The 23807-nt window shown below is 47.4% G+C and carries 22 protein-coding genes; 4 read left to right on the forward strand and 18 right to left on the reverse strand.

From position 1 onward, the window contains the following. Positions 1-13 precede the first annotated feature (13 nt). The 10 genes from DPQ25_RS00800 to DPQ25_RS00845 all read right to left on the reverse strand — a co-directional run bounded on the left by DPQ25_RS00800 (position 14) and on the right by DPQ25_RS00845 (position 10958). Complete coding sequence (locus DPQ25_RS00800) at positions 14-1408, reverse strand: SGNH/GDSL hydrolase family protein (RefSeq protein ID WP_112331277.1); 1395 nt, start codon at positions 1406-1408, stop codon at positions 14-16. Next, positions 1409-2212, reverse strand: a complete 804-nt coding sequence (locus DPQ25_RS00805) for a tetratricopeptide repeat protein (RefSeq protein ID WP_112331278.1) — start codon at positions 2210-2212, stop codon at positions 1409-1411. Beyond that, positions 2212-4641: a tetratricopeptide repeat protein gene (locus DPQ25_RS00810; protein WP_112331279.1), complete on the reverse strand. Its 2430-nt coding sequence runs from the start codon at positions 4639-4641 to the stop codon at positions 2212-2214. The genes DPQ25_RS00805 and DPQ25_RS00810 overlap by 1 nt, the downstream gene beginning before the upstream one ends. A 52-nt stretch (positions 4642-4693) precedes the next feature. Then, a complete protein-coding gene (locus DPQ25_RS00815) occupies positions 4694-5047 on the reverse strand; it encodes a hypothetical protein (RefSeq protein ID WP_242978175.1) in 354 nt (117 codons plus the stop codon). A gap of 53 nt (positions 5048-5100) precedes the next feature. After that, the gene (locus tag DPQ25_RS00820) at positions 5101-6225 is read right to left on the reverse strand and encodes a hypothetical protein (protein WP_112331280.1); all 1125 of its coding nucleotides are present in this window, start codon (positions 6223-6225) and stop codon (positions 5101-5103) included. Between the two features lie 19 nt (positions 6226-6244). Further along, the gene (locus DPQ25_RS00825) at positions 6245-7390 is read right to left on the reverse strand and encodes a hypothetical protein (protein WP_112331281.1); all 1146 of its coding nucleotides are present in this window, start codon (positions 7388-7390) and stop codon (positions 6245-6247) included. 208 nt (positions 7391-7598) lie between these two features. After that, positions 7599-9038, reverse strand: coding sequence for a LuxR family transcriptional regulator (locus tag DPQ25_RS00830; protein ID WP_112331282.1), 1440 nt, complete (start codon positions 9036-9038; stop codon positions 7599-7601). A gap of 11 nt (positions 9039-9049) precedes the next feature. Further along, positions 9050-9259, reverse strand: coding sequence for a helix-turn-helix domain-containing protein (locus DPQ25_RS00835; RefSeq protein WP_112331283.1), 210 nt, complete (start codon positions 9257-9259; stop codon positions 9050-9052). 404 nt (positions 9260-9663) lie between these two features. Further along, positions 9664-10041 (reverse strand): hypothetical protein, encoded by a 378-nt coding sequence (locus tag DPQ25_RS00840; protein ID WP_112331284.1) that lies wholly within the window; start codon positions 10039-10041, stop codon positions 9664-9666. Positions 10042-10046: 5 nt separating this feature from the next. Then, the gene (locus DPQ25_RS00845; protein WP_112331285.1) at positions 10047-10958 is read right to left on the reverse strand and encodes a ParM/StbA family protein; all 912 of its coding nucleotides are present in this window, start codon (positions 10956-10958) and stop codon (positions 10047-10049) included. 213 nt (positions 10959-11171) lie between these two features. On the opposite strand from DPQ25_RS00845, the gene DPQ25_RS00850 reads away from it, so the two are divergent. Next, entirely contained in the window at positions 11172-12410 is a 1239-nt protein-coding gene (locus tag DPQ25_RS00850) for an ATP-binding protein (RefSeq protein WP_112331286.1), read from the forward strand. A gap of 75 nt (positions 12411-12485) precedes the next feature. Here the strand turns inward: DPQ25_RS00850 and DPQ25_RS00855 are convergent, their stop codons facing one another. The 8 genes from DPQ25_RS00855 to DPQ25_RS00890 all read right to left on the reverse strand — a co-directional run bounded on the left by DPQ25_RS00855 (position 12486) and on the right by DPQ25_RS00890 (position 19572). Continuing rightward, positions 12486-12716: a hypothetical protein gene (locus DPQ25_RS00855; RefSeq protein ID WP_207657284.1), complete on the reverse strand. Its 231-nt coding sequence runs from the start codon at positions 12714-12716 to the stop codon at positions 12486-12488. A 40-nt stretch (positions 12717-12756) separates the two neighbouring features. Continuing rightward, entirely contained in the window at positions 12757-13380 is a 624-nt protein-coding gene (locus DPQ25_RS00860; RefSeq protein WP_112331288.1) for a class I SAM-dependent methyltransferase, read from the reverse strand. A 136-nt stretch (positions 13381-13516) separates the two neighbouring features. Continuing rightward, positions 13517-13900, reverse strand: a complete 384-nt coding sequence (locus DPQ25_RS00865; RefSeq protein WP_112331289.1) for a YbaN family protein — start codon at positions 13898-13900, stop codon at positions 13517-13519. Then, on the reverse strand, positions 13887-14240 hold the full coding sequence (locus DPQ25_RS00870; RefSeq protein ID WP_112331290.1) for a nitrous oxide-stimulated promoter family protein: 354 nt from the start codon (positions 14238-14240) through the stop codon (positions 13887-13889). The genes DPQ25_RS00865 and DPQ25_RS00870 overlap by 14 nt, the downstream gene beginning before the upstream one ends. After that, positions 14240-15898: a thiol reductant ABC exporter subunit CydC gene (gene cydC / locus DPQ25_RS00875; protein WP_112331291.1), complete on the reverse strand. Its 1659-nt coding sequence runs from the start codon at positions 15896-15898 to the stop codon at positions 14240-14242. The genes DPQ25_RS00870 and cydC overlap by 1 nt, the downstream gene beginning before the upstream one ends. After that, positions 15895-17631, reverse strand: coding sequence for an ABC transporter ATP-binding protein/permease (locus DPQ25_RS00880; protein WP_112331993.1), 1737 nt, complete (start codon positions 17629-17631; stop codon positions 15895-15897). The genes cydC and DPQ25_RS00880 overlap by 4 nt, the downstream gene beginning before the upstream one ends. A gap of 217 nt (positions 17632-17848) precedes the next feature. Continuing rightward, positions 17849-18340, reverse strand: coding sequence for a hypothetical protein (locus tag DPQ25_RS00885; protein ID WP_112331292.1), 492 nt, complete (start codon positions 18338-18340; stop codon positions 17849-17851). Positions 18341-18753: 413 nt separating this feature from the next. Then, positions 18754-19572, reverse strand: coding sequence for a MerR family transcriptional regulator (locus DPQ25_RS00890; RefSeq protein ID WP_112331293.1), 819 nt, complete (start codon positions 19570-19572; stop codon positions 18754-18756). A gap of 81 nt (positions 19573-19653) precedes the next feature. On the opposite strand from DPQ25_RS00890, the gene DPQ25_RS00895 reads away from it, so the two are divergent. Genes DPQ25_RS00895 through DPQ25_RS00905 form a run of 3 tightly spaced genes read left to right on the forward strand, consistent with a single transcriptional unit; the run spans position 19654 to position 23672 of the window. Then, entirely contained in the window at positions 19654-20190 is a 537-nt protein-coding gene (locus DPQ25_RS00895; RefSeq protein ID WP_112331294.1) for a GNAT family N-acetyltransferase, read from the forward strand. A 16-nt stretch (positions 20191-20206) separates the two neighbouring features. Next, the gene (locus tag DPQ25_RS00900; protein WP_112331295.1) at positions 20207-21931 is read left to right on the forward strand and encodes an ABC transporter ATP-binding protein; all 1725 of its coding nucleotides are present in this window, start codon (positions 20207-20209) and stop codon (positions 21929-21931) included. Between the two features lies 1 nt (position 21932). Continuing rightward, positions 21933-23672 carry an ABC transporter ATP-binding protein gene (locus DPQ25_RS00905; RefSeq protein WP_112331296.1) on the forward strand — a complete coding sequence of 580 codons (1740 nt, stop codon included), beginning with the start codon at positions 21933-21935 and terminating at the stop codon, positions 23670-23672. Positions 23673-23807 lie beyond the last annotated feature (135 nt).

A 23807-nucleotide genomic window follows, 5' to 3' on the forward strand; every position in this document is an offset into this window, starting at 1 on the left:
TTTGCTCTGTCAATCAATCCAGAACAGCACCTCCCCATTCAACAACAGTAAATCCTTTTCGTTCGATCGGTGTGATCTCGGGTTTCTTTATTTCACTTCCGTCATAGTGAGCAAAGCCGAACCATATCCGGGTTATGCTGTCCGGTTTAACGGAGAAGGATACCGGCATGGCGGTGTCAACACCGTCCGTCAGTATCGGATACATGACGTAGTCCTCACCGCTTGTCAGATAATCCGACCAATACTCAATGAAGTCGGCTGTTTCCTGCTCATTGAATCCGTAATCCGTAAGAACCCGGCGGAATACTTCATCCCGTTTGTCTGCCGGAACAAGGAAACCCTCTTCGGTTTGGAACGCCTTCTTTTTCACAAGAGCTTCATAGAACAGATAGCTGTAGCTGTTGCCCACGGCATTGGTGAGCTTGCCGTCGGGAGATGCCGTTACCGTCCACGCTCCCGTATAGTCCGGAATGGACGAGGTGAGATATTCCGGCTTTTCAAAGGTGACCGTTATCTCGGTTTCCGTTTCGGGGTAGAGATAAATATTCGGCTTTTTTGCCTCGGTGTTGTTTGGAAGAACTGTGCCTCCGGTATGCGGCGCCATGTTCAGTAGCTGATCACGCAGCCATTCAAATTCCTTCTCGCGACCTTCCTTTACCATCTGCGCATAAAAATTCAGCTTGTCGTAATAGCTCTTTTTCCACCAGTCCTCCAATGACCATTCCGCGTCCCTCGATGGGTAAAACATATCCTGGAATAAATGTGTATAGTAATCGTTGACATTCTGTATGGTGATATCAAACGTTCCGATCAATGTGCTGTGATCGGCGTAATCCAGCAAAGCCGTCTGCGTGGCGGTATTTGACCATTCCTTCACCGCCTCTCCAAGCAGATAGTTCGTAAACTTCACCCCTCCGGTCGGGTCTTTATCGCCGACCGCCATCTCCGCCCAGTTCATCATCGCCTGCCATGCGGTCAGCGTGTCGTAGGCGGTGGAGAGAGCCGGATGAGCGGCGTAGGGATTATCCTGCGGATGGGTGAGCTGATGCGCCGCGGAAACGGAATCCATGATATTGGTCGCCGCACCCGCTGCCGTGAATATCCCGTCGCCGACCTTTACCGCATCACCGTAATCGGATGCAAAGTCAGGCGTGTTTTTTATAATGTTCCATCTCTCCCCTGCCTGGCTGAATCCGCCGGAAATATTGTTGCCGTAGTCATTCCAGAAATTAAGTGAGGCGTCGTAGGCGTCGTAGGCGGAAGAACCGATATGGCCGATTATGTCTTTTATGGACGGTCTTGTGATCGCTCCTCCTGTCGGCGTTTCTCCCTCTGCCGAAGCAGTGATTGGCAAGACCGTTATAAGCAGACAACAGCACAGCAGAAGAGATAAAATCTGTTTTTTCATTTATTTCGCCTCCCTTGCTACGCATTCCCGATAGGTATCAATGATCTTCCGTAAATAGTTGTCGTTTCCCGCAAGTTTCTCAGCACTGTTCAGATATTCCGCCGCTGCCTTATAGCTTCCTCTGTCATAGGAAATCACACCGAGATAGCACAGGGAATAGCCGTCCGATGGATCAAGAAGCTGCGCCTTTTTCAAATAGTAAATTGCAGATGTATTGTCTTCTCTTTCGTAATAAGATAGACCCAACATCAGATGTCCCTTGGCCCAGGTAGGATGCTCGGCAACAGCGTCAAGCAGAGTATCGATCACATAGTATCTGTCATTGCTGAATTTGTTGTACCAGTCTACTTTCGTCAGATAATACTCTGTGCTTGTTTCGTCTTTAAGTTTCCAAAGCGGAGACTCGCTTTTATCCGCCTCATCCGCCTTGATGTAGTATTTTACAAGGCAGAGCACAGCAGTGTCATCTTCACCGTAAACTTCAATGTAAGTATCATATTTTTCTTCAGCGACCTGCACAGTTTCAGCAGATGCGATTTCCTTCAAAAGTGCTGATTTTTGTTCCAGCGTTCCTGCACCGCCGCCTGCCGTAATCCATACGGAACATAAAACCGAAAGTATCAGTCCCGCTGAAACGGATATCGCGGCAAGGCGTTGTTTTTCTTTCTGTTTCAGCAAAATTGACAGTACAATTCCTGCCGCACAAAGCAGCATTCCGATAATTCCAAGCCAGACAGTACCGCCGAGAAAGAAGGTTTGCAGGAACAGAATAATAAAGACGATAGATGAAAGTATAATCAACATTATTCGTTTCCTCCCTTCTGTGACGCTTCATGCTGCTTTTCTATTTCTGCTTTTGCACGATCACGGTAGGAATACATATGAATACCGATGCCCTCGTAATCATTGTAATAATTGAACCACGGGCTTTGACCGATGGCAATTTCGGCGGCGGTATATGCATTCTCCCAGTCCTCCAGCTCTGCATACGCAGAATATAGTGCATACCATATCATCGGATCATCGCTCTTATACTCAATCGCTTTTTTGTAAGCGCTCACGGCATCCTCAAATTTTTCCTGCTGTGCAAGCGCTACACCTTTGAGGTAATACGGATAGCACAATTCGCCGCACTCGGACAGGACCCGGTCCGCAGCGGCAATCGCCTTGTCGAGTGCCGCTGTATAGGAATCGCCGTAAACGGAGTGCCCGCCGTAGGTCGAATAGTAGGCATTCGCATATGCTTCAAGATAGTTTTTCAAAAACGCATCGCTTTCAAGCCTGCTTATCTGTACCTCGCTCAATTGACCGTACTTCGCTTTTGTGGTTTCTGTATCTACGATCAGCAATGCAAGCCAGGAATGTAGCAACTCATCTGCCTTTTTAGGATATTCGCTCAGCTTTGCCTGCTTTGCAAGCTCCAGCGCATATTCTACGGAAGCATCGAAGTCTTCACTTTCAAGCGTAGCCGCCGCCGCATAGTAGATAGGCGCAGGATTGGTTCCGGTTTCCGTCTCCTTAGCAAGCTTTAAGCACTCATCGTACCGACCGGTTTTCAAAAGCGCATACATGGTGTTTTCCCGGATATAGGAATTATCAAGGCTTTTCAGCGCTTCCAATCCGTAATCCGCGCATTTATCCAGCGCCAACGCCCGCAGATAGGTCTGCATGACCAGTTTCTTGATTCCAAGCTGTTCTTCCTTGGTAATATCATTTCCGAGCTGTTTTTCAAACTGCTTTTCAAAGTTTTCAACGACAGTGAGAATCTGAAAGTCAGCTGAGTATTCCGAAGTAAGGTACAGGGTATGACGGTCCTGATTGTTATACAGCATGACCGCTATGTAATTCCACACGAAGTCCTCCGGATTTTTCAGCGCCTTTTCAATCGCGTTGTCCACGATAGAATAGGTAATACCTGTGCCGACGGAATCGGCAATGTTGGTACCGTTTCGGACGCCGACACGCATTTTTGCGAGCAGCTCGGCATATTCAAAACTGTTCCGATAAGAAGCCGCATTCTCTATAACATCCGCCATTGCTGCGGCCTTTTCTTTCACATCCGGAAGTCCGCCGACAAACAGTCCGTTTGCCGCCAGATTCGTCAGTATCTCCGTCCGCCGGTTTTTCTGTTCCGCCGTCAGGGTGTCGGCTTTTTTATATTCGGACAACATTTCAAAGCAGTAATCGGTGTCCTTAATGTAGCCTGCCGTGTAATTCTTCTCCATTGCTTCCAGCCTGTCTTCGGTGTGGTTGGTATAGGTATCAAGATAGGCAAGCATCGGATTTGAAGCAATTTCCTGCTCGCTGATATCATTCCAGCCGCCGTCGGCAACGCTTTTCCACACCTCCAGCTCCCGCTGAATATCGCTGTATTCGTTGACCGCCGTTATGATGTTGCCACCCAGCAGGTTATAGCACGCCATGTTCGTGCGGGAATAATATTCATCCTTCAGTCTGTCGGCAGGCGAAACCGTTTGCGGAAAGAGCAGTACGGCGGAGATCAACAATACGGCAACGCTGGCACATACCGGAATGTAGGCCAAAAAGGATTTTTTGTTTTCCGTCTGTAAAGTTTCTTCGTTTGATTCCGGCTGTCTTTCTTTGCCGCACACGAATTTCAGTACAGGCATAAGGAGTGTCCAACGGAAGATCGTGTTCAAAAGTCCTGCCACGAGCTTTGCGCTCCATACCTTGTTTCCGGAGAAGACGGCTCGCACGCCGAGACCGAAAAGGTACGGAAGCAGGTACCAGCAGACAATCGCAAGCAATATGGTGGCTCCGATTCGGACGATTTCCCGACCTGCTTTTCTTTTGACTTTACCGTTCATAGCAAATCTAAGCAGATGAAAAGACAGTCCAAGCAATATGCCGGCAGCAGCGCACCCTATAATTTTTCCGGTCAGTCCGAAATGCCCGCCCAGAAGCTCTATCAGAATTTCGCCCCCGTACAAAGCCGCAATACAGGGAAGGTAGCCCTTCACCCATATGACAGCGGCTTGCTTTGTCTGCCCGTTTGCCGAACGGATTGCAAAAAAAGCAAATGCAGAAGCACAGACAACACAAAGCAGATCTGCAAAAAATACTGCGCCGGTACCAAGCGATTCTTTTGTTATACACAACAGTATTGTTTTTATTAAGTTAGGCAAAATGCTAAGTGCTGCAAGCGCACCGAAAATCCATTTTGCCGAGAAACACCCATATGCCGCTCTGACATATTCTCCGAATTTTCTCATAGACATTTCCTCCGATTTTTCTTTGCTTCAGGCTTTCGTTTATAATTACAAATCAAGCCTTCAGCCTGTTTATCTCCAGATCGTTTTCCAGATATTGCAAAATGCTGTCGGCGACAGCGGTTACAGATCTCTGAACGCCGGAGGCGGAGAGTCCCTCGCAAGGATGTATCATCGTTACGGTGATTTCCGTTCCCGTTTCCTGTTCATTTACGGAGACGGAAAACCGGCTTAAATTACCGTATACCGACATCTCTGCTAAAATGGTGGATGCGTCTGTTTTTTCATATTCGGCACCGTTTTTATCCAGCACTTCATAGACGGCAAAGATCACATATTTCCGGTTGTACGGAAGCGTGGTTTTCATCGTATTACTGTCCGGCGGAACGGAATGCGGCACTACATTCATCGTCTGAAACCTCCTTATTATTCTCGTTTTATTGGTAAACCGTTCTTGCTCTCTTATCGCTTTTCAATATAGCCGCTTATCGGTTCGGCATACATATTGTCATCGGTCACAGCCTTGTACCGCTTGCCGTCATAGACATCGGTAAAGCCGTTGGTGGCCTTGTAAATTTCACCGGTTTCGGTATCGTACACGCGCTCGTAACCGAGGGTGGCGTCGCTCTGCTTCTGGCTCATAATGTCCTGACTCCTGTTGCGGCTTTCCCATGATGACATAAAGCCGTCCATAGTCGCATTAAAGTTCTGGCTGATCTGCTGAGCAAGGGCAACCTTTTCATTGCTTGCCTGATTGGTGGCACTGACAAAGCTGTCGGAATACTGCAGGGTTTTGAAGCAATCGGTCAGCACACCTTCCCACTCGATAAAGGTGTCCTTTGCGGCGGTAACAGCAACGATGTTGTAAGCCATATAGTAGCCGCCGTCCACCGCCTGGAGCTGATAGCCTACCACATTGCCGTTGGAGATGGCAAAGCTGCCAAAGTCCACCACACTGGCGGCAAATAGGCCCTCGCCCTCTTTGCCGTTATCCGTAAAGGTGGCGCGGAGCTGCTCATCGCCCAGGGCGGAGGACTTCAATGGGCTGGCGGAGGGATAGCGGTCGGTGACGGTGAAGTCATTAAACTGTGGGAAAGTATATCCGGAATAATCGGGGTCAACCTCAGATACAAACGCCGCACACTGCGGGAAAATTTTGTAAAAGCCTTCGGTTGAGGGGTTTTCAAGCACGGGAGCCTTTGCAAAAAGCACCGCCTGTGTATTTCCCATACTGTAGCTTTGCTGCCATGCATCTTTACCTGCCTGACTGTGTAGCAACACCTCTGCTTTGAGCAGCACAAACATCTGATTGAGCGGTTCGTTCGGGTCGCTTACCCGAATACTGTGGTAGATATTTGTTCCGCCGGTCGTTACCGTCCAGCCCTTCGGGATGGTCATGCTGAAATCGGCGGTTTCGTATTTTTCGGTCTGCACGGCTTTTGCCGCCGTTTGCGTCACCTTGACTCCGCGTTCTGTTTGTTCGGTTTTTGTGCCGTCATCGTTCACAACGGTTTTGCTGCCGCATGCGGCAAGAAGCAAGATCATGACCAAAGCCAGCGCAAGCGCCGTGATTCGTTTTGCATTCATCGTGTTTCTCTCCTTTTCCTTATTTCTGATCATAGTCCCAATAGAAACGGCAGGGATCGTATTTTTGATACGCACCGTATCCGTCTGTAAGTACCTCGGCGATGGGGAGCATCGTATAGTCCTCGGTGATCACGTGGCTTGTGCTGATGTTGCGCACATCGCTGTAAAAAGCGGTAAGCAGATCAAGCTTTCTTAGCTTTACATTGCAGTTGAGATGCTGCGCTGCGGGATAGTAGGGAGACACCGAGGCGTCCGGCGCAAGCTGCGCTTTTGTGTCGCTGTCGTCCAAAGGCTCCGAGGCATACACGATCTCATAAAAGGCACAATTGGTCATCAGAATGTTCCGATTAAACAGCCGGATCGGTGCTTCGCCGGCAAGCTCGGACAGTTCCAAATCAAAGGCAATGTACTCCCGCCGGTCCATGTCCCGATACCAATTCCAGCCGGTCGTACCCTTGTCAAGATATTTGCCCGAAAAAAGCAGGCTGACTTTACCGCCGACAACGGTGATTATCGGATCGCCGGAGTAGACCTTATCGGCATTTAAGTATTCTGCCGTATGATCCTCCAATGTCTTTCCGTCGGAAGCATAGCGGTAAACCTTTCGGAACAGCGGATGCTGTGCTTTATCCATAGGTGAGGCCGCAAACGGCGGGTTGCTGATCTTATAACCGGAGCCGTCATTTAAGTAAATCTCTCCCATTTCACCGTCATGGGTCAGACGCCAGTACCGGATGTTTTTTTCGGGCAGAGTGCCGACCTCTTGTATGTTCTTGCCGTTTGCCAAAACGGAGTTGAAATTTGCCTGGTACAGCTTTCCGTCAGCCACCACGAGATCGTTAATGGTTTTACTGTAGCTGTGATCCAGATTACAGTCGAATTCGGCATACTCGTATATAATGCCCTCGCCGCCGAGAAATTTTTTGTAGTCCGATTGGTCATACGGCTTGCCGCGTTCCTTGAGAAGCGCCTGTTCCAGCGTTACCGGCTCCGCCTGCGTAGATGTGTTTTGTGAAGGCTCTGGGATTGATGTAGAACTGTATGTTTCCGAAGGCTTTTTGGCACAGGCACTCAGAGCCAAACTTGCAAGCAAAAGGACAGTTAAAATTTTGGGCAAATACTTCTTATTATACCTTTCGATAAAATATAAGAGTTTGTGTTGCAATTCGTATTCCTCCCGACCGTCTTTGCATATAATTATACTTACAGAGTGCCGATTTTGATATAAGGGAAGTCCGCCAATCTGCCGAAAATGGGGTGGCGGAACTCCGCCATTCTTAAAATCGAGGCAAAATATCGATTTTCCCTGAAAAAACCGCAAAAAATATCCTCCCACATCGGCGGGAGGATAAAATGCTTTTTGTTATGTTTTATTATGCATTGTTATAAAGAGTAACAAGCCCGATCCGGGATTTTGCACCTGTTTTTTCATATATGGCGGAGACATATCTCTCTAAGGTTCGTCTGGAGACATACAAACCGTCGGCTATCGTCTGCAATCCGTCTTCGGTATTGACAAGCAGTCCGAAAACCTCGGTTTCTCTCTGTGTCAGCGAAAACTGCTCTGCCAGCCTTTGCAGTTTTTCACCGCCGCTTAGTTCGCTGCTGTCCGCTTCGGCAAGCCTGTCAAAAAACGCTTTTCTTTTGTTGGTATAGAAAAGCGCGACAATGCTGGTGGCCACGAATAAAATCAGCTCTATGGTGATCATGACAATATTGTTTTCGGAATGCAAAAGTGCAAGGGAGCCTCCCGAGATTGCAGCGGCAACAAGATTATTGACGGTTCTGCCAAACCCTGACCACAACTCGGGGGTATCCGTGTATCGGGCGATCTCCATAAAGGAAGAGGTAAAGAAAACAGCAAAGAAGCCGGCGGACAGATAGAATATGACCAGACCCACCGTGAACGGCCCGGCAAACTGAATAATGACAAGGCAGGTCGTAGACAGAAGCATTACGCAGTACATGATCACACTCACATATTTTCTGCCTGCAATATCAAACAAAAAACCTGCCATAAGACCGCTGAGTGCGAGAAGTATTCTCGGCCACTGACCAATATTCACCGTTCCGTTTGCGTGGTATACGGTGACCGCATTGTCCATGGTGCTGAAAATACAGGTCATCAGTGCGACGAAAAGGACGAGGAGCAAAATGATTTTCAGGCTATCCTTTCCGCTTCCATCGTTTTCCTCTTCGGTTTTGCTTTTGGAGAAGGCAGGGACAACGCTGTTTTTCTCTGCTTTTATCAGCATAAATGCCAGCAATATTATAAATGCAGAAAGTATGCCGGCTTCTATGTAATCTATATGAACCAAATTGTTGTTTGCGATTTGAAGCAAGATTCCAAGCATATAGGAAACGCCTGTCAGTCGCGCAATATAGGTGTTGTCCTCTAACAGACATAGTGTTTTGTAGAATACGGCACTTCCAAACGCGCCGAGAATCAGAAACAGCAAGAGTCCCATGCCGAGTGTAAGTGCATAAGAGGCATGGCGGCATATCATAAAAAGACAAATAACCGACAAAATCGCTGCACACATTGCAAGTGCGGTTTGCCATTTTCCTTTACAAAATCGAGAGAAAACAGGATACAGAACAAAACCGATGACGCTGATACCAAGCGCATAGTTTTGGGCATTTACCGATTGATTTCCCAAAACCGTGCGTGAGATCATATTGACAAACAGAAATTCCGCGCCCAGAAACACAAAGGTAAATAAGCTCATCAACACGATCACCTTTGTGTAGGGGATTCGATTTTCTTTATTAAAGGCATCACTTTGCCTGATTTTTTTCAAAATGCTGTTCATACTCAAACCTCTTACTCACTGTCGGACACGAATTCCAACATGTCATTCGGCGTACAATTCAGTGCTTTGCAGATCTTTCCCACGGTTTCAACCGTGATATTTTCATTCCTGGTCATTTTGGAAATGACATAGTTGCTGATACCCGCGGCCTTTTCAAGGTCTTTCTTTTTCATATCTCTGTCAATCAGCAATTTCCATAGTTTTTTATAGCTTATATCCATACCTTCAACCCAAATCGAATCAAGATTTATTCCCGCCGAACTTAGATCCGGGAACAGCAGAAGTGACTAACAGAAACAGTATAGCATGTTTCTCGAAAAACACAATAGTTTATAAAGCGATAAATTTATTTTTTGTGGTTTTTCAAGCTTTCACTACAGCAGAAAGAAAAAGCGCAGTCGGTTTAGGTTCGATTCGCCTTGCCGAATATCTGCCGGATAACAGGCTCTTACAAACCGCATATATCCTCTTGTTTTTCTTTCTGCTGTATTCTCTCTTAAAGTGGGAAGTTCAAGGCGGTTCACAGTGAACCGCCCCTCAGTCCACCATCAATTTGGACAGAATTTCCCCTTGTGAGTCAGGTCACATTTTCCAAAGCAAATAATCAATCACTTTCTTCATAGGCTTATCCTCGTCTGAACATTGCCATTGTATTTGCGATAGCAGCCATACCGTCCTCGCCCAGCATATCCGCTTCATCCTGGTCGAAAGTAATGTCCTTTGATTTTGGAATCTTACGCTCTGCCGGCTTTGGCATGGTTGGTTCTTCACTGTGCTGCTCGCTCATAATACGGCGCACAATCGTTTCAATAACAGCCGTATCCACCGGCGCAGGTTGCGGTATGTTGGGCGTTTCAGAGCAGTGCAGATAGTGCATGACGGCATTTACAAGAAACTGTGCCTTGCGCCGTCCCTGCCGGTTCAATATCTCTGACGTCTGTTGATGCTGCGGATCACCGCTGTTAAATTGGATGGTAAATTTATATAAATCCTTCTTTGCCATTCGCATCACCCCATACACGATGCTTTGAACAACAACTCATATCCCTTTGTATTGGCAGAAATCTCGTCAACAAAGATGGGTGTTCCAACCTTTCCGGAGGCTTCAATCTGCCTTCTGAGCAAAATAGAGCCGCCGCCGACAAAGACGGCCTTCCCGGAACGAAGATCAATCATACGCTCACGCAGCTTGCCGAAAAGATCATCCACAAAGAACTGTGCCTGTTCCTTTACAATACGAATAATGGCGTCGTCATAGTCTGTTTCCTTGTCCTGCAGAATAGCGTCAATGTCGGACTCGTCAAGCAGCATATCGAAGTCCGCATTCACCTTGGACTTAACGCTATTATAAAGAGTGATAACACCGTTATCCAGAGAGTCGCAGGTCGACAGATCCGCTTCGCCGTTCTTAACAAGCAGATAATCTGCCGTAAATCCACCGATATCCAACACTGCCACCTTTGGGTACTGGCGTATTTTCTGATAGATAGGCATAATTGCGGCGTAGGCTTGCGGGAAGCAGATGGCCTTGCTGATGTAAATAGAGTACGGTTTGCCGTCCAACTGGAAATCAATAATATCACGATCCAAAAAGTATTTTTCAAATCGCTCATACTGTGCTCCGTAATGAGCCGGGGGCAATCCGATAGCGAGCTGCACGTCGGCAATCTCGTCCTGACGGTAATCGGTTCCGGCAAGCTCAAAGGCAACGGCAAACAGCGTAAGGATGAAATAGCGCTCGTCCACCGTCTTGTCCCGCATATATGGAATACGCTGGTCGGTCAGGGTGTAATATTTACCCTTGTAGAACAGGATTTCCTTACCAAAGGGCGGTTTTGTGTCGCTTTCCCGCAGTCCCGATACAAAGGTTCTGCGGCTGCACTTGATTTGTTTGTTTCCGTGATCGATTGCAATTAACATAGATTAAAAACTCCTTTTCGGTTTGGTTTTATACTTATTTATTACGACTTTAATGCGTGTTATTTCAACAAATACAGGGAATTGTATTTCAAAAGCCTCTTTGATTTCGGAATATCCTTGTCGATTTTTCTGTTATGTGCCGATTTCGGCATATCTGTTGACTTTTTGAATATTGTGTGCTATAATGGGAATACTTTAAGCGGAGGTGTTTCTATGGTACAGAGAACGGAATACTTAGAGCAATTACGCTCCTGGAAAGAGGAAGAGGTAATAAAGGTTGTTACCGGCATTCGCCGCTGCGGAAAATCCACACTGCTCAAACAGTATATGGAAATGCTTTTAAGCGAAGGCACAGAAGAATCACAAATCATCTATATAAACTTTGAGGAATTGGAAAACGAAGAACTGACAGACTATAAAAGACTGTACCAATATCTGAAAGAGCATATAGACGAAAGCAAAAAGAACTACATCTTCTTGGATGAGGTTCAAATGGTGGATTCTTATGAGAAAGTCGTTGACAGCTTCTATGTGAAAGACTATGTGGATATGTATATCACAGGTTCCAACTCATATATGCTGTCAAGCGATCTTGCCACACTGCTCACAGGCCGCTATATTGAGATAAAGATGCTGCCGCTTTCTTTCCGTGAATTCTGGCAAATGACCGGTATGGAGAAAGACGCAGCCTTTGCTGAGTTTATGAAAATCGGCGGATTGCCTTATGTTGCCCGAATGGACCGTAAGAAAGAAAAGGTCAACACCTATTTAGAGGGTATCTACAATACGGTCATCATAAAGGATATTGAGGAACGGCAAAGGCGCAGGGAAAAGGATCCGAATAAGCGTAAGATAACAGATATAGCACTGCTTAAAGCAATCTCCAAATATCTTGCGAGTGTGATAGGCAGCCCTGTTTCCATCAGAGGCATAACCGATTATCTGGCCTCAAACGGCCGTAAGGTTTCTGCCAATACTGTGGATGATTACGTGGAAGCATTGATCGAAGCATTCATCTTCTACGATGCAGAGCGTTTTGACATTGCAGGCAAGGAGCTCTTGAAATCCAACCGTAAGTTCTATATGGTTGACTTAGGACTTCGCAGCCATATTCTTCCTAAGAAACGCTATGACTTAGGCTTCTCTTTGGAAAATATTGTGTTCTTTGAACTGCTGCGCAGAGGATACCAGGTGAATATCGGTAAGGTTGGAAATGCTGAGGTAGACTTTGTTGCCAGAAAAGACGACGATATCATCTATTATCAGGTAACGGCGGATATGACCGCAGAAGAAACCTTTGAACGTGAACTGAAACCGCTTCGCCTAATCAAAGACAACTATGAAAAAACCGTACTGACCTTAGATAAATTTACAATCGGTAACTACGAAGGGATCAAGGTTGTCAACGCGATAGACTGGCTGCTTATGGATCCTGAAAACACAAGAAACTGATAGCATTGCTAAAAAGAGAAAAGGGACGCCGTATTTGAAGCGGCGTCCCTTTCAGTTTACTATGAACCGATAAATCTACCAGCCCACATTCATTGATAACTGTTCCATCGCTGACTCCATAGAAAGCACCTTCACTCTTTTCGCATCAAAGACCGAAAAAGCAATGAGTTCTCCGTTCTCATCGCAGGCAATGGCATTTTCCGAAAGCACTGCGGCATCTAATTCCGGAATACCGGCATACACATTGCCGTCCTTATCCATAAGGTAAGTAGGCCGGCTATTATCAAAGGGAACTGTTTTCTTCAAATACGGAAAGGGCCGTATGATTTACCTGGGGATAGTATTTTTATTTTACCGCTATGATACAAAGCCTGTGTTTTGATTTATCATGGTCCACGGTCATTTTGGGAAAACCGGCGTCTTTCAAAAAAGCCGAAAGCTGCGCTTTATTAAAAATGTGAAGGCCGTCTATTATACCCAGCCATTTTTCATCGTCTTTGTTTGTGCCATCCGACTCATTTACAATCAAGAATATACCGCCCGGCCGTAAGACGCGCCATACCTCCCGGAAGCTTTCTGTCGGCCCCGGCCAGAAATACACGGTTTCAAATGCTGTGGCCAGGTCAAAGCTGCTTTCCGCAAAAGGCAGAGCGGACACATCCCCTTGCAGCACCCGGCACCTTCCGTTCTGAATATTCCCCCAATTGATCCGCATGGTTTTTTCTACGGATACCTCAGAATAGTCCAATGCCGTTAGCTTTGCTTTTGGAAAACGGCTGAGCAGCTGAGCAGCATTGCGTCCGCCCCCGCAGCCCAATTCTACAATCTCCGTGGGATGGATGGACGATAAATGCTCCATGCCCCAGTCTGATACTGCCGCATGGGCTTTATTCATACCGCTTACCATCAGCTTTCCAAGCACTCCATCCGGCTTCCGGGTATTACCGAAATATTTTTTAATCAGCCTCATCCTGCTTACCCCCAAGTCGAAACAGCTATCGCCAGCTTCATTCCCATGATATACTGGTACCGCGTGCAGCCTTCACACGTTTGGAAACAGCAATCCCGTCTGCGCTGGCAGCGGGCGCCGTCTATCACCTTAATGATTACACTTCCGGTTGCTTATAAGTCTTTACCCCGAACACAAAATAAACAATATGGAATACCCACACACAGGTCAAAACAATTCTTCCGATTAATACTTGGCGCATCATGAGAAACCCAACCGTCATAAGAAGCGTTACGGTAATCATAATACGTATTTTTGTCTTCCAGGTCATGCCCTTCCCATTGACATAGCTTTCCAAATTATTTTTGTAGAGCTTTGTTCCGGTAAACCAGCGATGCAGTTTTTCCGAGCTTTTGGCAAAGCAGAACGCCGCCAGCAGTAAGAATGGAAACGCCGGAAGGAGCGGCAATACCGCGCCTACGGCGCCTATTCCCACACCGATACAGCCGACCGCAATATATAAGACTTTACGAATCCCCATTTTGTCCCTCCAGTTTCTTTTTTTCCCGTTTGCTTTCGATTACATGACGGACGGCGGAAATCGGATGATGAAATATCATCCTCGGTCCTGAAAATCGCATAACCTCCCGGATCCTTATCCTCATTTCCGGCTTATAGCAATGTACGCTGCAGTTTGAGCAAAATGTTTTTGTTTCCATAAATGGGCATTTGTCACTCCGCGTTTTGGCATATTCGTCCAGCTTCCGGCATTCCGCACACAACCCATTGCGTATGCGGTGCTTTTTGTGACAGTAAATCGCAATCATTTGAGAGACCAGTTCCTTTTCCCTCTGTCGTTTTTTCTCCACGCTTCTGCCCATCAGCTTATCCTCCCATGTTCCACGGAATACACCTTGTCGGCCATCCGCATGGTAGACTGGCGGTGAGATACAAGCACCACGGTTTTGCCTTTTCGCTCCTCGTGCAACGATTTTAAAATTACAGCCTCATTTAGGCTGTCCAGATTACTGGTCGGTTCATCCAACAGCAGGAGAGGCGCGTCATGCAAAAATGCACGGGCAAGCCCCAGACGCTGCCGCTCCCCGCCGGAAAGGGTATCCCCCAATTCCCCTATCGGCGTATCATAGCCTTGGGGCAGGCTCATGATAAACTCATGGACAGACGCCTTCTTGCAGGCGGACTCTATTTCTTCATCTGCCGCGTCCAGCTTGGCAATCCGCAGGTTGTTTTTGATACTGTCATGGAACAAATGGGTTTCTTGGGTCACAAAGCTCTCCAGTTCCCGCAGGTTTGCGGTGTTGATTTGGTCAATGGGCATATCGGAGATCATCACCTTGCCCTGCCGCACGTCCCAAAAACGCATCAGCAGCTTTAAGAGGGTGGATTTTCCGCTGCCGCTGCGTCCCACAATGCCAACAACAGAATGTTCCGGTACTTCTACCGAGACATTGGAAAGAATAATTTCCGTCCCATAGGAAAAGGTGACCTGTTCCGCTGCCGCTCCGGCAAAGGTAATTTCCGGTTTTCCCGTTACTTCCTCCACCATTGGCGTTTCATCTAAAATGTCCAGCACCCGGTTGCCGGCTGCAAAGGTGTTTTGTAAGGTGCTTCCCAAAGCCGCCAAAGCGATAACCGGACCAAAAGAGGAAAAAAGGGAGAGCGTCGGAATTAACACGCCGGTGAAATCGACCATACCGCCTTGGTAAAGCAAAACAGAAGTAAACAGCATCAGCAGATCAAAAGCCAACACCGCTACATTCGTCACCGCCGCGTTCCTACCGGCGGCGCGTTTCATCTTTTCTTCATCTTTGGCAAGGCCGTCAGTCTGCCGGTTCATGTCGGTCAGACGTTTTAGGCCTTGGCCATACTGCTGGGTTTCAGAAAGCCCGCGCAGGCTGTCCAACACAAAGCTGGACAATTCGCCGGATTTGGCGCGGAACCTCATCCCATTGTCGCCGCTCAGCTTAGAGGTAACCAGAGGGATCACCACTCCTATAACCAGGTATGCCAGCAGGGCAACAATCCCCAGCAGCCAGTGGAAGGAACCAATAAACAAGCACATTACAACCGTAAAAAGAAAGGCAATGACTGCCGGCGAGATGGTATGCGCATAAAACACTTCCAGCAGTTCAATATCAGAGGTAATAACAGAGATTAAGTCCCCTTTATCCCGTCCTTCCAATTTAGCGGGACATAGCCGCCGTAACGCCTGAAACACCTTATCCCGCAAAAGAGCCAGTAGTTTAAAGGCGATAAAGTGATTGCACGCCTGCTCTGCATAACGGAGAAAACCACGCGCCACAGCGAATACCACCACACAAACAAACAGTACCGTGAGGTTCAAAGATGTATCGAACCGCAAGGCTTCCAGCACCGCATAGCCTCCAAAAATAGTGATGAAAGCGGCGCAAAGATGCCCGATAAACCCCATCAAAACAGCAAGAAGCATAAAACCCGTTAAGGGCTTTACCAGCCCGATTAACCGGGCCATTACTTGAAATCCATTTCTCTTCTTCATCTTTCTGCACCGTCCTTTCCGTAATTTTCCAAGGCTTGTTGGGTAGTCCACAGCTTTTCATATAACCCATGCTTTTTCAACAATTGTTCATGGCTTCCGTTTTCGGCAATCTTTCCGCCGTCCATTACATAGATGTTATCCGCCTTTACTACATTCGCTAAACGGTGGGAAATGAGAATCACCGTCTTTGTCTCCGCCAGCTTATGAACCTCCGACATGATATCGTTTTCGCTCTCCACATCAATATTGGAGGTTGCCTCATCAAAGATATAGACCGGGCTGTCATGGAGCAGCGCCCTCGCCAGCGCCAGCCGCTGACGCTGGCCGCCTGAAAGGTTAGAAGCTCTTTCTGTTAAAGGCGTATCCAGCCCTTTTTCAGACTGCAAAAATGCAGTCAAATTCACCTGTTCCAGTTTCTCCCACAGATCGCTGTCCGCCGCAAGCGGCTTTCCCATAAGCAGATTATCCCGTACTGTCCCCTTAAACAGATAACTCTGATGGCTGATATAGGTAATATTTTGCAGAAGGGATCCTTCATTGATATCCTTCAGCTCTGTGCCGCCGATGGCAACCGAACCGCCATATCCCTTGCTGCGTCCCGTCAGAATAGCGGAAACTGTAGATTTTCCGCTGCCACTCTCACCAACTAATGCCGTAAAGCTCCCCTCTGGAAACCGCATATCCACACCGTGGAGGATTTCCCGATCCAACTCATAAGAAAAGCGCAGATTGCAGCAGACAATCGAACAGTCTTCCGGCACCTTCTCCTCTTTAGACGGATTTTCTTCCAAATCCAGCAAACGAAAAATTTTGTCGCTGGCAGCCATGCCATTCATGGAGACATGAAAGAAGCTTCCCAATTGCCGCATAGGGAGGAAAAAATCCGCCGCCAGCAGAATAATCAGCAGGCATCCGGCAAGCGACACTTGAGCCGCCGTATATTGCGTCACTGCCATGATTACACCGAGAGCCGCCCCTCCGTAAGCGATCAAATCCATAATCGTAATGGAGTTCAATTGCATTGTAAGCACTTTCATTGTTATCCTGCGAAATTTCTCGGATTCCATGTTCATCTCTTTGCTTTTGAACTCGTCTGCCTGATAAATTTTCAGGGTAGTAAGCCCCTGCAAATTCTCCAGAAAAGTATCCCCCAGCGCAGTATACTGCCCCCAATATTTCGACAGAAGCTTTTTCGCCCATGTCTGTACTGCCGCTATTGCAGCTGGAATCAGTGGGACGCAGACCAACAGTACAACAGCCGATGGAATATTTACAAAGCAAAGCACTGCAAATAGGGTCAGCGGTGCCAGCATAGCATAAAAAAACTGAGGCAGATAGGCTCCAAAGTAAGTTTCCAACTGATCTACACCCTCTACCGCTACCTGCACAACTTCGCTGGTTTTCACCTGATCATTATAAGAGGCGCCTAACCTCAGGAGTTTGCGGTAAATTAACTCCCGCAATGTCTTTTTGACTGCCCTGGAAGAAAGATACCCCATCCGGTTAGCGCCGATAGTACAGAAAAAACGAATAAGAAGCGCCGCCGCCGCGATTCCTAAAGCAGTCAGCAAAGCCTTCATATCCGCAGCCTTCAGGTATAATCCTGCAAGAAGCCTGGTAATGCTGATCATCATGATAATATTCGCCGCAAGCGAACACCACTGCAGAAGAACATTGCCCGCCACATACTTTTTACTTTCGCTGACCGTTCCAATCAGCCTTTTATTTATCATCATTCCTATCCTTCATCTCCATTCACCAATCCGCAAAGTTAGCATATACTAACTATGATAACACACTTATCTGCGCTTGTCAATTGCCGTTCTCAGTTAAAATAGAACGAACCGGAGAGAGCGAGCTGCTTTCTCCGGTTTTTCTGCATTAACTTAGTTAACTTAGCGAGCAGACTGTTTATGGACAGGGTTGTCCATAACAGTAAAACTCTGGAAATTAGTTGTCGGCTGCCTTTGTGATTTCAGTTGTTTCTAATTGCACCTGATAAGTGTTTTCTTCTCCATTCAAATTGGTTGTTTTTAATTTAAACCACAAATTATCAGCCAATTTATCAGCGTCGCCATCTCTTAGAAAGTCACAAGAAATTTCCCCAACATTACCAGAAACATCTATTTTCCCACCTGTTTGATCATCAACACCATTAGAAAGCAAAATTTCTTTTTCACTTCCGTTAATATAAATGGTAGTTGAATATGCGGTAATATCAGCAAAATCGTCTGACATCACTTTCAAATCACCACCATAGCAAATTTCATCTTTGCCATCTAAAATAATTACGCCATTCGATACAGAAATATATTCATTTTCTCCGCTAAACGAATATACCTTTAAGGACTGTTCTTCATTGCTTTCGGGGAAAGTGCTGCACCCCGTAAATAGAACCGTACAAGCAAGCAACGATAACATAACTGCCATTATCTTTTTCATAATATCACCCCGTCAACTTCCGGTTTGCCACTTTGTATGTTTTTATTATAGCGCCCATATATGAATTTTTCTATTTTTATTGATGATAGATAGCAGGGCCAGCCACCCTCGTCAACGGTCAAGATGAACGGGCCTCGCCCGCTGTTGAAAAGTGCGTTCGCCCCTGCTTATGTGACAGATAAGAGAGCGAAAGCAACGAGTGCTTTCGCCTTCACATAGTATGTTTTTTCTTATATCTGCTCGTATCGTTTTATACCACCATAGGAAATCTGGGCACCATTTGGACACCAAAGTAGCAAAAATTATTATTGTTTTGAGTATCTTAATCTGCGAAAAAGTCAGTATTTGCAATGCTTTTCATAGGTATAGGCTTTTTGACAACACAAAATCAAATACTATTTTTTTATATACCATTATCCGCTCTTTTTACAGCCGACTGTGATCATAGTAATATAATCGTCACGGCTTTGCAGGGACATTTCGTTTAGGCCCTCCTCATAGGAATATCCGACCAACTCCATTTGGTTTTCCTCTGCAAAAGTGCAGATGTTCTGGTAAACATTCTCCAGATTTTTCCATCCCCCCAGACAAAAGACCCGCAGATAGGTACCTTCTGGGCGTACGGCGTCATAGATTTTGATATCCTCTCTGCCGTAAGCAAAAAAGCAATCGTAATCATGATAGTTTCCGGTTACGATTTTCTCTGCTAGAATCCGGCTCCCGAAATTATCATAAAGACCATATATGGATTTCAGCCGCAAAGAAAACTCTCCCGCAACCGCAAAGTCATCGTCGTCATAAGCGCCTGTAATTGGGTCGCTGAGCAAAATACGCTGTTCGGGAAGTGTAAGCAGTTCTATCTCCCCCTCCTTGGCTGTAAGACTCAGGGAAAGCTTTTGGGATTTTTGTTCTAAGAAGCTTTTAGCATTTAAAAGCTCTTGAATGGATTTGTCAATTAGTTTCTTCTTCTCTGTGATCAACTCCGAAAAGGAAGTTCCCGAGGGGCTTTGCTGATAACGAATGATTTCTTCGATTGATAAATCGACTTTTCTCAACATTAGAATCAGCTCCAGCTGCACCGTCTGAAAACAGGTGTAGTAGCGGTAACCGTTTTCCCCTTTAAATTCGGGGGAAAACAGCCCGATCTCATCGTAATAATGCAGCGTGCGCTTGTTAATGCCGTTGAGCCTGGCAAATTGCCCTGTGGTATATAAATATTTTTTCTTTGTCATCGTAAAACCCCTTGACATTACAGTTACTGTATAGATTATCATACTGTATAGTGGAGAAAATTGCAAGGGCGGCGTATGAAGATGGATGTTTTAAATGCGAATCAAAAACCGTGGAAAGAAATCAAGGAGATTTACATGGAGGCTTTTCCCAAAGCGGAACGAAAACCCTTTTCTGCGGTTCGACATTCTGTAAATAAAGGAAAGGCACAGATACTGACAGCGATGGAAAACGGGAGGGTACTGGGGTTTGTGGTGGTGATTCCCTACAAAAATATGGTAATGGTGGATTACCTGGCCGTTTCCTCAAAAATCCGTAGCCGGGGTACCGGAAGCAAGATCCTACAGGAGATATGCAGGCGTTTTCCCGATCAAAAAATTGTTTTGCTGATTGAGCGGCTGGATGATACCGCCGAAAACAAAGAACAGCGGATTGCCCGCAAAAAATTTTATTTCAAAAACGGTTTTACCTCATCCGGTATTTATATCACCGGGCGCAGCGGAAATATGGAGGTTTTAAACTTTGGCGGTACAGTGTCTGTGCAGGAATACATGGGTTTGCAGCAGTATGCGTTGGGGAAGCTGATGTTCCGGCTGTCCGGAATCAGGCCGACACTATGAGGAAGGGGTATTTTTTATGAGAGCCATTTTTTCAAGAGTGAAATTAAAAGGGAAACAAATTTGGCTGCTTTCCGTACTGGTTTTGTTTGCAGCGGTTGCAGAAATGATGCTCCCCTCGCTGCTCGCCCAAATGATTAACAGCGGGGTGGCCGATTCTTCCCGCAGCACCATTTTCATCCTTGCCGCTGTCATGGCGGGGGTTACGGTGTTGGCGTGTGTTGTCAATTTTTGGTCGGTGAAAATCGCTTCCCGCATTTCCACGGACTTTTCCGCAACGCTTCGTGGACAGGTTTTTGAAAAGGTGCAGAGCTTTTCAGCTGCCGAACTGGATAAGTTTGGTACAGCTAGTCTCGTCACACGAAGCACATCGGATATTACAAATGTGCAAAACTTTCTTACCCTGCTTTTGCGGATCGGCATCCTTGCGCCGATGATGGCGGTGGCGGGCTTGATTTTCTCCGCTGCTACCGGCGGACAGGTCAGCTCTGTCCTTACGGTTGCGATTCCGGTATTATTGGTGGGGTGTGGCATTGTCATTCTGTTTGCTTCCCGCTATTCTGTAAAACTTAGAAAAAAACTGGACCGTCTCAATCAGCTGTTTCTGGAATCGCTGGAAGGGGTCCGGGTCATCCGCGCTTTCAATAAGCAGCAGGCGGAAAGCCGCCGTTTCGGCGAGGCGAATACCGACTATGCTGCAACCGCCATGCTGTCTGGCCGAATCACCAGCCTTTTGCTGCCAGTCATCAACGTGATTTTCGGCGTGACCACGGCGGCGGTTTTGGGGCTTGGCGCCTATTATGTTGAAACAGGCGCCATGGAGGTCGGCTCTCTGGTTGCGAACAGCCAGTATATCAGCATGGTGCTGATGTCGGTGATGATGTTGGCCCTTGTCATCATGATGTTCCCCACGGCATATGCCTGTGCAGGGCGTATTGCAGAGGTGTTGGAGACAGAAACCACGATTCGGGACGGCTCGTTTTCCTTGCAGGAGCGCCCTCTCCGTTCTACGGTAGAATTTCGCCATGTGACCTTTGCCTACCCCGGAGCGCCGGAGCCGATTTTAAAAGATATCAGCTTTGAAGCGCATCCCGGAGAAATCACCGCCATTATCGGCGGAACGGGACGGGGCAAATCCAGTATCCTGAAACTGATCCCGCGCCTGTACGATCCTCTGTTCGGCGAAGTACTGATCGACGGCGTGAACGCCAAGGAATATGCTGTGGACGACCTCCGTTCCCTGATCGGCTATGTCCCGCAAAAAAATGTTTTATTTTCCGGCGATATCGCCTCCAACCTCAATTTCGGAAAAGAGGATGGCACGCAGCAGGACTGGCAGGCGGCGGCGAAAGTTGCGTGCGCCGAGGAATTTATCCTGAAAAAGGAAAACGGGTATCATGACCGGATCGCCCAAGGGGGGACAAACCTTTCCGGCGGGCAGCGCCAGCGGATGGCGATTGCAAGGGCGATTATGAAACAGCCCGAGATCTATGTGTTTGACGACAGCTTTTCCGCCTTGGACATGAAAACCGACCAGACGCTCCGCAAAAACCTGAAAGCGGCCATGGGAGACGCCACCATAATAATGGTGGCGCAGCGGGTCAGCACGATTTTGGACGCCGACCGCATTCTGGTTGTTGACGATGGAATGATCGTCGGCCAGGGAACACATCAGGAGCTTTTGAAAAACTGCCCGCTCTATCGTGAAATTGCGGAGATCCAGTTGGGAAAGGAGGCCGTCTGACATGAAAACCCATACCTTCAAACGGCTTTTAGGGTATCTGAAGCCCCACAGGCTGCGGTTGTTTTTCGTCCTGCTGTTTGCTTCCGTCAGCACCATTTTCACCGTGATGGCCCCGTTTGTGATCGGCAAGGTCACAACAACCCTGTTTGACAGCATCCGGGACGGTGTGTTTTATTGGGAAACCATTCTCTGGCTGCTGGCGGCGTTGGTCTGCCTCTATCTGATTTCCCAGTTCTTTTCGTTTTTGCAGGGATTTCACATGGCGAAGGTCACTGCCAATGTTATGCGCGAAATCCGAAGCGACATTGACGGGAAAATGCACCGCCTGAAGCTGAACTACTACGATACCCATACCCACGGCGACATTCTCAGCGTGATCACCAACGACGTCGATACCATCAATAATACCGTCAGCCAGAACCTGACCTCCATTGTTACGCAGGTAATCACGGCAATCGGCATCCTTTTGATGATGCTGGCAATCAGCCCGAAGCTGACCATCATTCCGATCATTATGGTGCCGCTGTCGTTGCTCAGCGCGGCGGGCGTGATGAAGTCCAGCGGCAGGCATTATGAAAAGCAGCAGCAGTTACTGGGCCAGCTCAACGGATACATTGAGGAAATGTACAACGGCCAGCAGGTCGTCCAGTCCTTTAGTTATCAGGACAGAGCAAAGCAGCGTTTTTCTGCTTTGAATGATGAACTGAAACATAGTTCCTATAAGGCGGAAACAACCGCGGGAGCCGTCAGCCCGATTACCACCTTGGTCAACGATATGGGATATGTAGTTTGCGCTGTCATCGGCTGTCTGAGCGCCATCGGCGGCCTTATCACAGTGGGGAATGTACAGGCTATGCTCGAGTACACCCGCCGGTTTGCCGAGCCGTTTTCCTCGCTGGCTGGTATGGCGGGAAGCTTCGGCGCATCCAAAGCCGCAGGAGACCGGATTTTCGCTTTGCTGGACGCAGAGGAAGAATTGCCGGACGCAGAACACGGCATCATTCCCAAAGACCGTTCCGGCAGCGTGACGTTCCAAAACGTTCAGTTCGGGTATACGCCTGACCGTTTGCTGATGAACGGTGTAAATCTAACCGTCAAACCCGGTCAGAAGGTGGCGATTGTGGGACCGACCGGCGCAGGCAAAACCACCCTGATCAACCTGCTCATGCGCTTTTATGAGATTAACGGCGGCGCTATCATGGTGGACGGCGTCAATATACAGGATATGCCCAGAGAAGAGCTGCGGGATCGTTTCGGCATGGTGCTGCAGGACACCTGGCTTTTTGAGGGGACGATTGCCGACAACCTGGGATATGCACAAGAGCATATGGACAGAAACAAGATTATTGCTGCGGCAAAATCGGCCTGTGCGCATAATTTCATCAAAACGCTGCCCGGTGGATATGACATGGAGCTTTCCAAAGGAGCGGAAAACATTTCACAGGGAGAGCGCCAGCTTCTCACCATCGCCCGGGCCATCGCCTCCGACCCGGAAATTATGATTCTGGACGAAGCGACAAGCAATGTGGATACCCATACAGAGGCTTTAATCCAGCGCGCTATGGCGCAGCTGATGAAAGGGCGCACCAGTTTTGTCATTGCTCACAGGCTTTCCACCATCCGTGACGCCGATATGATTTTGTATATGGAGAATGGCGATATCAAAGAAGTCGGAAATCACGAGGAACTGATGGCAAGGGACGGGAAATATGCTGCCCTTTACAACAGCCAATTTGCATAAGCATGATTTTCATAAAACAACTGTCGAATTCAAAGAGAAGATAATATATAGAATCAACTTCCCGTAGGTGGCCGATTCACCTACGGGGATTTTTTATCCTAACGAAAATTGGCGTTACCGCTATATCGCCTGCGC

Source organism: Hydrogeniiclostridium mannosilyticum (assembly GCF_003268275.1).
Lineage (GTDB): Bacteria > Bacillota > Clostridia > Oscillospirales > Acutalibacteraceae > Hydrogeniiclostridium > Hydrogeniiclostridium mannosilyticum.